Origin of the sequence: Sphingomonas longa (genome assembly GCF_016892685.1) — a bacterium.
Classification (GTDB): domain Bacteria; phylum Pseudomonadota; class Alphaproteobacteria; order Sphingomonadales; family Sphingomonadaceae; genus Sphingomonas; species Sphingomonas longa.
Window position 1 is genome coordinate 341333 of record NZ_JAFEMC010000004.1, and the last position, 14452, is coordinate 355784.

Here is a 14452-nt window from a genome sequence, read left to right on the forward strand (position 1 = left end):
TGATCTGCTCGCAATAGATTATCCATCTAATCTATTCTGATCATAGCCGAACGTATTCACGCGATGCCGCGGTATACTAGGCTAGCTATCCGGCGAATGCCGGATCACACGAGCATCAATTCGAATTGCTATTTATACATGTTACTGCTGAAATTACATGTTCATTTTTGTGACTTGTAAAATTTGTTGAGAATATATTATAACGACGTTATTTAGCATGAAAGCAAATCTAAACTCTATCTGCCCACAATCTTCCGCCTCATTGGGGCAAGTTTGGCAAGCAACCGGTTCTGAGCGTTAAAAAGCACGCCTTCCATCTGCATCGCAGATTGGAGATTTTCCACTACTCGGTTCATATCACTTTGCTGGACGCCCATATCTTTGTGGGCAGCTCTCATGTCGCGTCCGGTGTAGGTGCATCCAGCGTTGAGGATGTAGCAGAATTGCTCAAAGAGCACACGTTTCAGTCGCACCTTGTCCTGATTCATAAAAATCTCGCCAACCCGGCGATCAGCGAAGTTCAAGCTGACGAACTGCTCGACAACGCGACGAATGCCTTCCTGTCCATGAAAAGCCTGTGCCATGTCAGCGCCTGCAAAAGGCTGCGCTCCCGCGTTTGTGGGATCAACCTTGTACGGCTCAACGACCTCTTCTCCCGAAGCCGACTGCGAAACTGACGACTCACGCTCCTGCGGCAGAGCGAGCATGAGGACCAAAGAGGCGAATAGCATCAACTGAGTTCCTAAGTGATGTTTTAGAAGCTGCCCTGCAGCTGAAGGAGTAATCCGCGCTGGCGATCAAATGTCGCAATCGAACCCAAGTCGGTATAGGCTACTGTCGCAGTCAGGTGCCGGTTAATCCCATACGCAGCAAACGCGTCCCACCAGTCATCTTCGCGTGCGATCGTAAGATTGCTGGGTTTCGAGCGGTATTCGGCGCCGAGCACAAACCGACGTGAAAACTGATACGCAACCGATCCTTCGCCTTGCAGGCGGTGATCATCACCGGTTGTGCCGCCGTGACCAAGGAGGCCATTCTGGTTTGCCTTCGTCGCACGCACGGTGATGCTAGCTAACACTGACCAGTCCAGGAAAAGCTTGGTGGCTGACGCATAATAGTCAACGCCGGCATCGTGCGACGCTCCGACAGCCTTGACGGTCGCCGCATCCAGGCTCTTTTTGTATTGCAAACCCAAGGCGAGCGCTGGCATCCAATTTGGGCCATAAACGACATCGCCGGCAATGCGGACCTTGGCAGCATATACGTCCTGATCGAACCTGAAGTTGTTGCCCAGTCCAAGCGCCCCACCGACTTTGTTGGTGTCGAACACCTGCCGAGCGTAGCTCACTTCGATACGATCCCACGCACCGACTGCGGCCGAAAAGCTGGAGAAGCGGTAATCCGGTAGCTCAACGACGGTGGCGCTGACCTGCCCGCCAATGCCATCCTTCGTCGCGTTGCCGGCAATCACCGCCCAAGGCGTCAAGCCGCCGCCAGCAGCACCCTCTACCGTGCTAATGCCATTAGTCAGAAGTAGCTTGCCCGGTCCGCCGACCTCTTGCGCTGTTGCGGCTGCCGGGGATGCAGCGATCGCGGCGACGCAGATTAGGAGGTGGTGACGACAGCGGAACATGCGATCCTCATGGTCCGATCGTCCTTAATATCCCGTAATTCCGCTACTTTTTCCATCAGTCAAATATCAACCAGTGCAGCCGTTTACCGAGGGTTGACCAGTATGAGGCAATAGGGAGCCATGAAGGTTGCCCATCTTTTTGCCGCAGCGTTGCTCGCCCCCAGCCCAGCACTTGCAGGGAGCGTCAGTATCCGCGTTGTCGACGCTAACGGCCGCCCGGTTCCTGACGCCGTCATCACCATCCATCCGGCTTCCAAGCTGCCTACAGGGCCCATCCGCTTTCCTTGGCCGAATACGATGATGCAAAAGAACATTGCGTTCAATCCCGGCACGCTGATCGTGCCGGTCGGGGCGAGCGTCGCCTTTCCCAACGAGGATCGGGTCCGTCACCATGTTTACAGCTTTTCGAAGCCTGCAAGGTTCGAGCTTAAGCTCTTCGGGAAGGACGAGAGCCGCAGCTACACCTTCACTAGCACCGGCACGGTGGCACTCGGTTGCAACATTCACGACTCCATGTCGGGCTTCATTCGTGTTGTCGACACGCCGTTCGCGGACAAAACCGGAGCAGCCGGCGACACGCGTATCAGCGGCGTGACAGGCGGCAAGGCGACACTCACGATCTGGCATCCGCGGCTTAAGGCCAAGTTGAACGAGGTCGCTTTTCCGCTCGATGTGCCGAGTAGCGGTGACGTCGCCAAGCTCATCACGGTAACGCTGCGCTGATCATGCCGTCGTTTTCACCACCACTCCAGAGGTTGACCGGAGGCGTGCGGCGGTCTTTGTCCGCGAAGCTGACAATCTTCTACGCGGCATTGTTTGCTGTTGCGACAGCTCTGATTCTTGTTGGCGCGAGGACCGGCATTAATCGCTACGCCGAGCGCATGATCAAGAGCGAGATGATCGTCAGTGCAAAGGTTTTCGATCGTGTTGCAGCCATGCGCTACGCTCAGTTCGGCGATGCCAGCAAGGTTCTCGCGGCAGATTTTGGTTTTCGCACCGCCGCCGCGACAGGGGACGGACCCACCATCGCGTCCGCTCTTGCATCCCTCAGGGGCCGACTGGACCTTGATCAGGCTTTCTTCATCGGGATCGATGGCGCAATAATCGGCTTCCGGGGTGCAATACCCAGCCAAGATGCCAATGAACTGCAGTCAGCGCTGGAAGACGGACAGACCCGCGGCGTTTTGCGGATCGGCGGCAAGAGGTTCAATGCCGCCGCCGCGGCTGTTCGAGCGCCGACGACGATAGGCTGGGTTGTGTTCGGCAACACCCTTGATGCTGCCGAAATGGCAAGATTGGCGAAACTTTCCTCGATTGATCTCGCTCCGCAGATAGTGCCCGCCTCTAACCTCACCGCTAAACAGCGGAGTGGTGGTGCGGTCGAGCAAGACATTGGTGGCACGAGGATCCTTGTTCAGGCTTCGCCGATTGCATCATTTCGAGCCGACGAACCGCAGATGCTCGTCCTCCAGCACAGCATCACCCGTGCACTTGCTGAGTACGGTCCGATGCTCTGGCTGTTGCTAGCCTGCGGCGTCGTTGGCGTGCTGGCAGCCGGCGTCGGAAGCTGGCTCCTGGCGCGACGGATCACACGCCCGATCTCGTTGCTGAGCGGCGCTGCCCTGCGTGTTGCCAAGGGCGAATATGTTCACGTGAAGGTGACGACAACGGACGAACTCGGCACGCTCGCCGCCAGCTTCAACCGGATGGTTGACGACATCGGTGAGCGAGAGCGTCAGATTACCCATATGGCGCTGCATGACAGCCTTACTGGTCTCGCTAACCGGGTCCTGCTGCGCCAGCACCTCGCCGACACGCTGGCCCGGCCCGTAGCAGGCCGCCAACAGGCGCTATTTTGCTTGGATCTGGACCAGTTCAAAAATGTGAACGACACACTCGGGCATCCCACCGGCGATGCGCTGCTGTGTGAGATTGCGCAGCGTCTGCGTGACTTCGCTGAGGATGGGTTCGTAGCCCGACTTGGAGGCGATGAGTTTGCGCTCATCCTCGATGACTACCAGCGGCCGCTTGATCGCATCGCTCACGAACTCATCCGTGTCGTGGCTGAGCCATGCATCGTAAATGGTCACCGCATCGTGCCGGGCACCAGTCTGGGCATCGCGATCTTTGGCGCTGATGGCGTCGACTCGGTGACGCTTGCCAAGAACGCTGATCTGGCACTCTACCGTGCAAAGCATGATGGACACGGCAGCTTCCGTTTCTTCGAAGCGGCCATGGACGCGGAAGCCCGCAAGCGGCGGCAGATGGAGCTTGATTTGCGCGAGGCGATTAGCGGTGGTCAGCTATCGCTGATGTTCCAGCCGCTGTTCAATCTTGCTGAGTCTCGCGTCTCGGCCTTTGAGGCCTTGTTGCGCTGGAATCATCCAGAACGCGGACTTGTCTCGCCTGTGGACTTCATCCCGCTGGCTGAAGATACCGGGCTCATAGTGCCGATCGGCGAATGGGTGGTTCGCGAAGCATGTCGAGTAGCGCGCTCGTGGCCCGACCATGTCCGCATTGCAGTGAACGTCTCCCCTGTTCAGTTCCGCAATCCGGGCCTAGCCGCGGTTATCCTGCAGGCACTCACCGAAAGCGGTCTGCCGCCTCACCGCCTGGAGCTCGAGATCACCGAGAGCCTGTTCATCGACAACCCCGCCACGACACTCGCGTCGCTGCACAGTCTGCGTCGGCTCGGCGTTCGCGTAGCACTCGACGATTTCGGTACCGGCTACTCCTCGCTCAGCTATTTGCGGGCGTTCCCGTTTGACAAGATCAAGATCGACCGCAGCTTCATCATTGATCTGATGAGCAGCGATGGTGCGACCGCAATCATTAAATCGATCACGATGCTGGCCGATGCGCTCGGCATGGAAACAACTGCAGAGGGCGTCGAGGACGTCGGGCAGCTGGACATTTTGCGTGAGCAGGGCTGCAATCAAATCCAGGGCTTCTACTTCAGCAAGCCTGTTGTCGAAGCAGAGGTGCAGCGGTTGCTGAGCGCAGGAAGCCGCGAGGAGATGCGCATCGCTAGCTAGAAGTTCTGGCTCAATAGCCGCCAAGCTCAGAAACAGCTGCCGCTCAGCTTACAAGACCCAATTCCGGACATTGATGCCCCTTGCCTGGCTCCCAACTTCTGCCATTCGTTCATGTCGCGTCGCCAAGGTTGCAATCCGGTCGAGAACCATGAGCTGTGGAGCGGCCGCGCGCCGTGCTTGTCACGACGCGGCGTCACAACATTTCAGGGGTTGGCCGCGAGGTCGAGCTCATCAGCGCCGAGATGCGCCGCCACAGGACGACTGATCGATCCTCCTCGCTCGCGGTCAGCTCCCGACATAGCGGCTGCAAGGCAGCCAGCTGAGGTTCTTGCGGAGCGGCCTTGACGTGTAGCTCGCCACTGCTTCCAAGCCTGAACGATCAACGATCGTCAGGCTCTTCTTCCGACGTTCTATTAGCCCTCTGTCCGTCAGAACGATCATCGTCCGATTCAGATGAACCTGCGATATGCCGATAACATCAGCCAATTGGGCCTGGGTCAGCTCCAGCTGGAATGTATCGCCGGCGGAGGTTCCTGTGGGCAGGAGCCGATCGGCGAGGTCGAGCAGCAGCGCGGCCACCTGCGCGAGCGCCGACGATCGCCCCATCAATGCGAGCTGATCCATCAGGGCGACGCGCTCACGCTGTACGCTCAGGAGGAAGTATCCCGCCAATCTTGGGTGGGTATCAAGCAACGCGCCGAACCGCTCCAGCGGAACAGCACTGATGGCTCCGGCCGTTAGCGCCGTCAGTGTTTCAACGGCATGATCGCTGCACATGCTTGGCGATCCCAGCACGTCGCCCGGCAGATGCACCTTGACGATCTGTCGCCCACCACCCGGCAGCTCCATCGATGCTGCAACCCACCCCTCGACCAGGATGTAGATCATATCGGCGACGTCACCCTGACGACGGATGGTGTGATGGCGCTGGATACGAGTAGGTCTATCGCCGAGAGCCTTTACAGCCTCAAGCTCCGCCAGCGTCAGGCGACCGAACTCCTCGAAGCGATGGAGCGTGGTGGGTTCCGTCAAGACTGTCTCTCCTGACGGCCACAGATAGCTCCGTTCCAAATCGCGTATCAAGCAAAGCGCACGAGACAAGGCTGCAGACGTCCCTCCGCGAGGCAGCTGCTCAGTCCGACAATCGAGCCATTCGGCTAACAGCGTGCCAGACACAACGAACACGACGACGAGCTGCACCACAGGCGGAACAGCCTGTGGAACAACGGGAACGGCCCCGCCTCGATAATCGCCGCCAGCGCAATTTGGATGGGGGCTCGGCGACAAATCGTCTGGCCCTTTTTGTTACGTCAGCAACAAGCGGAGAGGGCGGGTTGTAACGACAATCTCTGTGACAACGGCCGTTTCGGACACGCCCACTCACCGAGGTCAATGCAGGCATATGAGACGCTGATAGGGTCCGACACATGGCCCTGTTCAACATCAGCGTCGATGACGGATGCGCATTTGCCTCCAGTGCAAACGACAGTTTCATCGACATCGACTGTGCGCTAAGAACGGCGGTTAGGGCAGCGATGATGATCGCGTTCGAGGAGCTCAACCAAAGCATTGACAAGTCGTTCACGTGCGAGGTTCAGGATACCGATACACGTGAGAGCAAACGGTCCATCGTCCGTCTTATCGTCACGGCGGAATGATCAATCTTGAATAAGGTCGGAGCCGGGTAATTCAGGCTGTCGCCTCATAGCCCTGGTTGTCGGCTCATCCGCAGAGGCAGGTCACCCCTCTGTCAGATCATGGCAACGTCACGGCGGATCATTCCGGAAATTGGATCGTTCCTTTGGCAATCCTGGCAGACGTTCAGCGCCTGGGACCGAGGCGTCATCCTCTCGCACGAGCGCTGCCAGAGGATCATCATGCCACGCTTCTTTTTCCACACGCAGACCGACTCTCGGATGACTGACTTCGACGGCTATGAACTGGCGACTGCGTCCGAGGCTCGTCAGCAGGCGATACAAACCTGCGGCCAGATGATGATCGATGCTGCAGATGCGTTCTGGGGATCGCGCCCCTGGAGCATCACGGTGACGAACGCCGAGGGGTTGATCCTTTGGGAGATCATCATGGACGGAAGCGCAACGCCGGCCTCGAGAGATCTGACCTAACCCCATCGTTCAAAGCTTTAGCATCGGCGATGCAGCGCGGCACTCCTCCGGTATGGCAGTAGATTTGACGTAAGTTAGCGCCTTACGTCTCGTTCCGCAGTTATACCGGCTATGATGGATGAAAGCGCTTCGGCAAATCCCCTGACGGCCAAGCTCCGGACCATCGCCGATCTGTCGCCTAGAGATAGTGCCACATTGGATCGGCTCGTCCAGGATGTCCGTGACATCCCCAGCGGCGGCACCATCATCGATGAAGGCGACAGGCCGACCCGGATCCACCTGGTGCTGGCGGGGTGGGTAGCGCGCATGAAGTACCTGTCAGGAGGAAGCCGGCAGATCACCGGACTGCTTCTGCCGGGCGACTTCTGCAATCTTCATGCGACGATCCTGGATGAGATGGATCATAGCATGACCGCGCTTGTGGACGCCAAGGTGGCTTTTGTGGCGCAGGATCTCCTCGACGATGTGCTGTTCAGCTCGCGCGCTGTTACCCGCGCCTTCTGGTGGTCGACGCTCCTCGACGAAGCCATTGTCCGGGCCTGGCTGGTCAGCGTCGGTCGGCGTTCTGGTCTGGCCAGAGTTGCTCACCTCTTTTGCGAGCTGCAAGTCCGATCGACGCGTGTCGGTCTGGCAACTGGCGACACGATGGTCGTTCCCCTGACGCAGGAGCAGCTTGGCGATGCTACTGGCCTCACCAGCGTCCACGTCAACCGCATGCTTCGCACCCTGCGCGATGCTGAGGTCATAGACGTTTACAGGGGGCGCATACGCATCATCGACAGTTCTGAGCTACGACGGATCGCGGGGTTTGATCCGACATACCTGCACGGACCGGAAACCGGTGCTGGCAAAAGCCAGCACCGCCCGCGAGGGTAAGCCATGCCCAGCCCCTGGCATCGGGCTAAAACGCCAGAACCACACAGTATCATGCGGTGACGCGCTGCTTCTTCTGGTTGAGGTGCAGGTAGGACGGATTGAAGTCCGCCGCTGATGCCATAGCTTTCCACTCAACGATGACGATCGAGTTTTTAGTCCTCGTGATCAGGCCCTCCGCTTCCAGCTCCTTCAGCATGCGGTTGACGTGAACCGGGGTCAGCGCGACCGCATCGCCGATCTGCTCTTGAGTAAGCGGCAGGGCGATCGCCGTCTGGTCGGGAACGTGGCTTTTGATCGCAAGACGGACCGCGAACTCGCAGAGGAAGTGCGCAAGGCGGGCACGTCCTATCCTACGGCCGACATTGAGCAGCCATTCGCGTTCGATCGACGCCTCAATGACGTTGTCGATCGTGATCGCCTTCAGGACATTGGGGTGTTTGTCGGCAACGCTCTGCAGGTCGCCTCGAGCTACCTCGATCAACGTGATGGTGGTCAGCGCCTGGATGTTGTGATCGGCCTCGTCGAGGTAAAGTTGCTGGAGATCGAGCGAATCACCTGGAAGATGCAAGCCCACGATTTGACGAGCACCCTCGCTGGTCAGCTTCGATCGCATCGCGACGCCTGCGATCAGTAACGAGCTGGCAGTTGGGCGCTGCCGTTCTCGGATGAAGTAGCTCCCCGGTCGCATCTCTCGTGTAGAAAAACGCATCTTCAGGAGCGCTTCCGTGTCGGCGGGTGTTAGCTCCACACGGCTTGCAAGCTTCTCGACGAAGGGTCGAAGAGGATTGTAATCCATCAAAGGCGCTCCGAAAGCGCCAGGAGGCGTACCCAGCTGTCCTTCCTAAGCTAGTCGCCTAGCCACGACCTGACCTCCCGTCAGTGACATGCCTTGCACTGCCATGCGCAAACTATGTTGGCGATCCAATTCAAACATCATAATGTTTGTTCATAGGTCGATCGCGGAGATAACGCCCAGCATTCGGTCCCGATGTGCAATGCTGCGAAGTTAGCTTGAAAGCGCTACCGAAGACTGCCGCACCAGACACGCCTCGGTTCAGAAATTTGATTTGGCCCATATCCGAACATTCGGAGGCGTTTACCTCCGCCTCGAAAGCGGACCTTCGTTCATATTCGAGGCTGCTCCCAGGACTCGCGCCTCCGAGATCTAAGCGAGCTGGCCTCACGTTCAAGCCACGGCTCTGATGAACCGTGCGGGTACACCGCCCCAGAGCTCACCAGCTGGCACGTCCCTGGTCACGACCGACCCAGCTGCGACGACGGCACCATCGCCGATGGTCGTCCCCTTCAGTATCGTCACGCGCGAACCGAGCCATACGTGGTCGCCGATGTTGATTGGGCCAGCGCTCGTGCTCGTCCCGCTCAGCTGGTGTCGGTCGTCGTCGATCAGCATCAGCTCAGGCCCGATCGCCACGCCGTGGCCAATGCGGACGTTGAGGAAGCACGAGATTGAAGCATCGCCGTTGATGTAGCCACTCCCGAGGCTCAACGTTGCGTTCTCTGCGATCGTCACCGTCGCACCCGAGTAGATGCTGAAGGCACCATCGACCCGAAGCGTACCGCCTCGGCGAATGACAAGATACGATTCCCGGTGAAAGCGGCCAGCCCATTGGACGCCGAAACTCAAACTACCGTCACCACAGACGGCACCATAAAGGCGTACCCGCGACCGTCGGTGAATAGTAATGCGACCGCGCCGGACCAAGCCGAAACGGCTTAACCAGGTCACCTTCCTTGTTCGTTTACGATCGCCCTCCAGGAACGCTCCCTCGCTTCGATCGTCCATTTCGCTGCGGCAAGCACCATCAAGACGATGATCGAAGCGGTCGCTTGTAAGACCGCGGCACCGTCATCGAGGAAGAGCACGCTAGTGTAGATCGCCAGCGTGGCTGTTGCCGCAACGATCAAGGCGGCCATGCCCCAGGCGCGTGACCAATCCCGATCAAGCAGTAACCAGGACAGACGCAGATGCGCCGCACCCAGGACGAGCCAGATGATCAGAAGCGAAGGAACCGCTGCCAATTGGGCCCGAGCAAGATACGGGTTCCGCGCGTGCGAATGATCGAGCAGGCTATGGATGCCGGCGGTGCTCGGCAGGCCCGCAGCACTGAGGATGTGCAGGGCCGCCATCGGCACGAGGACGCCGAGCGTCAGGACATGATTGATGAGCGCAAACTGGCCATGGTGGTGCCTTGGCAACTCGCGGAACGCGGCCAACAGGCAACCCGCAGCGAACGACAGCCCCCTACCCTCTGCCGCGGCGGCCCCGAACTCCACTTGCATGGCCAGCCCCCACTCACGATGCGAGGATCCCAGCCATCGCTCAACGACGACCATCATCAGGCGTGGCAAGATATCCGTCACGCGAGTGCCTCCTGAAGTGGCGCTTGAGCCGCACCAGCCTCGGCAACATTTCGGGCCAGAGCGACGCCAGCTGCCGTCAATTGGTAGGCGTGTCGGGCGGGGCGTCCAAGCTGGACCGGTTCGCGCCACTCGGCTTCTACCAAGCCCTGCTCCGCCATGCGCATCAACAGTGGATACAGGGTACCTGACTGCAGCCCCGTCCGCTTCATCAACTCATAGCCGTGATGACCGTGCTGAGACGGAGCGGCCAGCGCATCCAAAAGCATGAGAAACTGCTTCGATGGTCGGCGGGAGCGCGGCATCAGTCGCACGCTACCTATGTAGCCGGTGCAATCAACCTCCAAGTCAATGCTTACGCAACTCCGCGGCGAAGTTCCTTGACCGATAACTCTACATATGCCGTTATAGCATCAGGAGAATGGCTGGATGGGCAGGGCCGACGATGCCACGGCAGCTGGAGCCGGCGTGCAGCATCCATAGCCGTACCCGCCCTGCGTCTGGCGAGCAGGAGAACTTGGCTATGTGGCGTTGGATCACCATCGGAATTATTTCTGTAGGCGCTCTGCTGACCGCCGTTCTGATCATCAGCGCTCGAAAGCCGGCTGCTCGGCTGGGCGAAAACGGAACGTTCATCAGCGACTGCTGCGGCACGATCACGCTCGCCAATGGCAAGATGCTGCTCAATGAGCAGCGAAGCATCGGATATAAAGTGATGAGAGACGCGAATGGCCCATACATTCTGCCGCGTGTCTACATCGGCGCCGTGCCGGACTTTGGCTTCGATGTGGACGGTACCCGCTCCATATTGAAGCTAAGGCTCGACAGGCTTCCCGCGCCGACCAGGATTGTCCTCCATGAGGGGCTGACGCCCTATGCGTTCAAACGTCAGGATCCAGCCGTTACGCCACAGTGATCTGCTAGCCTTTCGAGGCTGATCGACAGCTCGCTTTCGCGGCAGCTGGAAGAGCGAAACATCTACCAGCCTAGGTAACATTCCTTGCGCGATTCAGGCGTCGAATTTCGTCACCGCATTTTCATGAAGAGCGTCACTGCGTTGCGGACGCTATCTGCAAAGCGGTTGTAGATCACGCGTGCTACCTCGGCGATCGCCGGTTGGCGGTCGCGGCCGCCGCGTGCAAAGACAGCGACTGCCACGCGGCGGCCATCCGGCATTGTCATGAAGCCCACATCATTGGTGATACCGTCCAACGTGCCGGTCTTGTTCTCTACTCGGGTACCTGCGGGTAGCAACGCGCGGATGCGTCGGGTTCCTGTTGCACAGCGGTTCATCAGATCAAGCAGGAAGGCGCGGCTTTGCGCCGTTAGAATCGTGCCGTTGTCGAGCTTCGTCAGCAGCGTGACCATCGCGACTGGAGTGGCGACATCCTTACTGTCGGCCAGATGACCTTTGTCTCGCAACAATTGGGCGATCGAACGGTCGATACGAATGCCAGCAATCTTCTGGGTCAACAGCCACTGTTGAACCGCAGCCGGACCGCCAAGCGTTGCAAGCAATTGATCAGTTGCCTGGTTATCACTTCGAATAATCATCAGCTCCATAACCTTAGCCGCAGGCCGGCCAGCGATCATGTCACTTAAGCCTCGTCGCCCCTGGTCGACGTCAGCGAGGTAGGCAGCCGCGATGGCGAGCTTCACCGTGCTCGCCATTGCGAACGGTGTGTCGCCATTGATGGAAACCATCGAGCCGTCGCGAAGGTCGAGTGCTGCGATGCCGTAGCTTCCAGAGCGTCCCGCGACCAAAGTGCTGAGCTCGCGTTCAAGGCTGATGAGTTCAGGTGAGGTCGCGACAGCCGGTGCGGAGACGAGGATGCTGGCGGCGATACCGCGAGTAAGAAGCTTGCAAAGCGGGCGCGGGCGCATTGATCGTCCTTAGGCATCATTCTTGGTGGCGTCTTCATGCTTAGCCACAAGCTTGCGCATGCGATCGGCATGCGGATCAAGGCCCACATCTATTGGTCGCAAAAACAGTCTTAGCTACTACGGCCCACTGACTCGTCAAACAAGGGCCTGCGGAGCCAACTGGCCTGCTACTCACCCTCATTGGGTGGCGCCGCCGGGATCTGGCAACGCCTGATCGTAGCCGGACCGCCACGCCTTCATCCATCTCGCCCTCTCATAACAGAAGGGGAGAGTACAGGCTGGTTGGGCGGGCGCCGGACTAGCCCCGTCACTTACGTGACGAAGACCCAAACCCGGACATTCGCGAGCTCTTTGTTGCTTCCGAAGATCCTTCGTCCGTTCACCTCGTCCAGATGCCTGCCGTGTCGGCCAGGCGCAGGGACGCGCCCAGTCGGAAGCTTGTCAAGGCGACCCGAACCTCATGCTGCGCGTTGCATCATCATGAAGAGGATTGCTTTACCCGACGGCACCATGGTCCCTGCGCTCGGCCAAGGCACATGGAATATGGCGGAGGACGCTAATCGCCGTGTCGATGAAATCACGGCGCTGCGCACTGGAATCGATTTCGGTATGACGCTGATCGACACCGCAGAGATGTATGCGGACGGCGAGTCCGAGCGGCTCGTTGGAGACGCGATCTCCGGGCGCCGGCAGGACGCGTTCCTCGTCAGCAAAGCCTATCCCCAAAACGCGTCACGTGCGCGTCTGCCAAAGGCATGCGAAGCCAGCCTGCGTCGCCTCGGCACCGATCGACTTGACCTCTATCTGCTGCACTGGCGCGGAGCGGTTCCGCTAGCCGAGACCATCGAGGCGATGCAAAGGCTGGTCGACGCGGGCAAGATCCTGCGTTGGGGCGTCAGCAACCTGGACACCGACGATATGGAGGAGTTGATGGCCGCAGGAGGTCAGCCATGCGCGGCCAACCAGATCCTCTACAACCTGACGCGGCGCGGACCCGAGCACGACCTGCTGCCCTGGCTCGCCGCGCATGCGATACCAGCAATGGCGTACAGCCCGGTGGAACAGGGCAGGCTCGTCGCGGATACCGGATTACAGTTGCTCGCCGCCGAAATCGGCAAGACGCCGGCGCAGCTCGCGCTGGCATGGCTGCTCGCGCAGGACAACATCGTTGCCATTCCCAAGGCAAGGCGCAGCGCTCATGTCCGCGATAATCGTGAAGCCGCCGACCTGGTGCTCAGTACCGACACGCTTGCGCGGCTCGACCAACTGCACCCTCGGCCGCGAGGACGCGTACCGCTCGAAATGCTCTAGCTACCTTGAAACGCCGCTAAATCACTCAGCAGTAATGGATCGGACCTAAGTCGCGATAAGGTATCAGGACGATACCCTCATCGTCGAACCACCACACCCAGCCGATCTACTAAACCGCTGCCAAAGCTTCTTCGTGATAGGAGTTCATCCGCTGCATCGCCTGCTCGCTCAAGGTGATCATCTCGCCATCGACCACAATCATGCCATCGGCATGAAGGTGTTTTATCCAGCGATCACCGACCTTCTTGTTCTTCGACGTAAGATTGACAGCATTGTCGATATACATTTTCTGCTCACGCAAAGCAGCAATATACATATGGAGCATCATATCCCAGGCATATTCGTCAAAGATGTCTGCTGGAAAGTGGCCATACCGTAACGCCCTGAGCGCCACCTGGGACTTTGCGAGATCGAGGCAACCATCAAATGCGGCCATAAAGCGCTCCAGATCAATGCTAAGGCCGTAGGAGCCAGAAGGCAAAAGGTATACGATCCCCTCGTCGCGGCATCGGCGTAATGCCACATGGAGGCACGCATGACGAGTCATTTGGAGCACGAGCAACTGCTGGCGCATCTTGAGGACGCGCTTGCCGAAGCGGAGCGCATTGGAAGCACATTGGCGGCGGCGATGATCGCCGACTGCATCGCTGCACTCGAGAGGACCTCTTCGCCAAACCTCCTATGACACATAGGTGTTTAGGATCGCCGGCGCGGCGGCATCATGTCGACTTGAAGAAGTTTCAGCAGGCTGTGGCGGCCACCGGTACCGATCCGCTGCGTTAAGTCGCACGCGCCTCCTTCTATTTGAAGTTTGTATCCTCAGTGTCCCGTTGCCGTGACGTAATGAACGCCGGTAAGCGGCACTGTCGATCGCCTGGTGATGACCGGCGGTAGATCTGACATCAGCCTTGGGCGATGGTCCACGTCTCGGCGTCTAACGTCAACTCCTCGTCGGCGTGATTGCAATCCAGAGATCATGAAGACCAGCTGCCTCATCGTCGTCGACGACTTCCTCTTCTACCGCGTAGCTGTCACACTCTCGCCGACGTGAAATCCCATCTGCCCCCCCCTCCTCGCATTCAAACACCAGCGCGGCGCCCGGAGCCAAGCGCTTTGGCCACATCGATTGTCCCCAAATTGCCGATATCGACCGCGGGGAACCTGGCGGCAGCGGCTCAGGCAGTGGTGGCGCATCGTCCGATCTTTAT

The 14452-nt window shown here is 58.9% G+C and carries 17 protein-coding genes; 8 read left to right on the forward strand and 9 right to left on the reverse strand.

Features of this window, described 5'->3' with window-relative positions; translation table 11 throughout:
- Positions 1-236 precede the first annotated feature (236 nt).
- The gene (locus tag ILT43_RS14850; RefSeq protein ID WP_204199763.1) at positions 237-731 is read right to left on the reverse strand and encodes a group I truncated hemoglobin; all 495 of its coding nucleotides are present in this window, start codon (positions 729-731) and stop codon (positions 237-239) included.
- Positions 732-754: 23 nt separating this feature from the next.
- Complete coding sequence (locus tag ILT43_RS14855) at positions 755-1633, reverse strand: DUF3034 family protein (RefSeq protein WP_204199764.1); 879 nt, start codon at positions 1631-1633, stop codon at positions 755-757.
- A 120-nt stretch (positions 1634-1753) separates the two neighbouring features.
- Between ILT43_RS14855 and ILT43_RS14860 the strand changes: the two genes are divergently transcribed.
- Entirely contained in the window at positions 1754-2356 is a 603-nt protein-coding gene (locus tag ILT43_RS14860; protein ID WP_204199765.1) for a cupredoxin domain-containing protein, read from the forward strand.
- A gap of 56 nt (positions 2357-2412) precedes the next feature.
- Positions 2413-4668 carry a putative bifunctional diguanylate cyclase/phosphodiesterase gene (locus ILT43_RS14865; protein WP_204199766.1) on the forward strand — a complete coding sequence of 752 codons (2256 nt, stop codon included), beginning with the start codon at positions 2413-2415 and terminating at the stop codon, positions 4666-4668.
- Between the two features lie 285 nt (positions 4669-4953).
- Here ILT43_RS14865 and ILT43_RS14870 read toward each other — a convergent pair whose 3' ends face one another.
- Positions 4954-5700, reverse strand: coding sequence for a Crp/Fnr family transcriptional regulator (locus ILT43_RS14870; protein ID WP_204199767.1), 747 nt, complete (start codon positions 5698-5700; stop codon positions 4954-4956).
- Between the two features lie 395 nt (positions 5701-6095).
- Between ILT43_RS14870 and ILT43_RS14875 the strand changes: the two genes are divergently transcribed.
- From ILT43_RS14875 to ILT43_RS14885, 3 genes are all read left to right on the forward strand, one after another.
- Positions 6096-6326: a hypothetical protein gene (locus ILT43_RS14875; protein ID WP_204199768.1), complete on the forward strand. Its 231-nt coding sequence runs from the start codon at positions 6096-6098 to the stop codon at positions 6324-6326.
- Positions 6327-6425: 99 nt separating this feature from the next.
- Positions 6426-6794, forward strand: a complete 369-nt coding sequence (locus tag ILT43_RS14880; RefSeq protein WP_204199769.1) for a DUF6894 family protein — start codon at positions 6426-6428, stop codon at positions 6792-6794.
- A 111-nt stretch (positions 6795-6905) separates the two neighbouring features.
- Entirely contained in the window at positions 6906-7670 is a 765-nt protein-coding gene (locus ILT43_RS14885; protein WP_204199770.1) for a Crp/Fnr family transcriptional regulator, read from the forward strand.
- A 49-nt stretch (positions 7671-7719) separates the two neighbouring features.
- Here the strand turns inward: ILT43_RS14885 and ILT43_RS14890 are convergent, their stop codons facing one another.
- From ILT43_RS14890 to ILT43_RS14905, 4 genes are all read right to left on the reverse strand, one after another.
- Positions 7720-8466 (reverse strand): Crp/Fnr family transcriptional regulator, encoded by a 747-nt coding sequence (locus ILT43_RS14890; protein WP_204199771.1) that lies wholly within the window; start codon positions 8464-8466, stop codon positions 7720-7722.
- A gap of 390 nt (positions 8467-8856) precedes the next feature.
- Positions 8857-9201, reverse strand: a complete 345-nt coding sequence (locus tag ILT43_RS14895; RefSeq protein ID WP_204199772.1) for a DapH/DapD/GlmU-related protein — start codon at positions 9199-9201, stop codon at positions 8857-8859.
- 212 nt (positions 9202-9413) lie between these two features.
- A complete protein-coding gene (locus ILT43_RS14900; RefSeq protein ID WP_204199773.1) occupies positions 9414-10052 on the reverse strand; it encodes a hypothetical protein in 639 nt (212 codons plus the stop codon).
- On the reverse strand, positions 10049-10354 hold the full coding sequence (locus ILT43_RS14905; protein ID WP_343283976.1) for a PadR family transcriptional regulator: 306 nt from the start codon (positions 10352-10354) through the stop codon (positions 10049-10051). Before ILT43_RS14905 ends, ILT43_RS14900 begins: the two co-directional genes overlap by 4 nt.
- 218 nt (positions 10355-10572) lie before the next feature.
- Between ILT43_RS14905 and ILT43_RS14910 the strand changes: the two genes are divergently transcribed.
- Positions 10573-10965: a hypothetical protein gene (locus tag ILT43_RS14910; RefSeq protein ID WP_204199775.1), complete on the forward strand. Its 393-nt coding sequence runs from the start codon at positions 10573-10575 to the stop codon at positions 10963-10965.
- Between the two features lie 110 nt (positions 10966-11075).
- On the opposite strand, the gene ILT43_RS14915 is transcribed toward ILT43_RS14910, so the two are convergent.
- On the reverse strand, positions 11076-11933 hold the full coding sequence (locus ILT43_RS14915; RefSeq protein ID WP_204199776.1) for a serine hydrolase: 858 nt from the start codon (positions 11931-11933) through the stop codon (positions 11076-11078).
- Between the two features lie 480 nt (positions 11934-12413).
- Between ILT43_RS14915 and ILT43_RS14920 the strand changes: the two genes are divergently transcribed.
- Positions 12414-13244: an aldo/keto reductase gene (locus ILT43_RS14920; RefSeq protein ID WP_204199777.1), complete on the forward strand. Its 831-nt coding sequence runs from the start codon at positions 12414-12416 to the stop codon at positions 13242-13244.
- A gap of 109 nt (positions 13245-13353) precedes the next feature.
- Here the strand turns inward: ILT43_RS14920 and ILT43_RS14925 are convergent, their stop codons facing one another.
- Positions 13354-13680: a hypothetical protein gene (locus ILT43_RS14925; protein WP_204199778.1), complete on the reverse strand. Its 327-nt coding sequence runs from the start codon at positions 13678-13680 to the stop codon at positions 13354-13356.
- 99 nt (positions 13681-13779) lie between these two features.
- Here ILT43_RS14925 and ILT43_RS14930 point away from each other — a divergent pair, with 99 nt between their 5' ends.
- Positions 13780-13929 carry a hypothetical protein gene (locus tag ILT43_RS14930; RefSeq protein ID WP_204199779.1) on the forward strand — a complete coding sequence of 50 codons (150 nt, stop codon included), beginning with the start codon at positions 13780-13782 and terminating at the stop codon, positions 13927-13929.
- Positions 13930-14452: the final 523 nt, after the last annotated feature.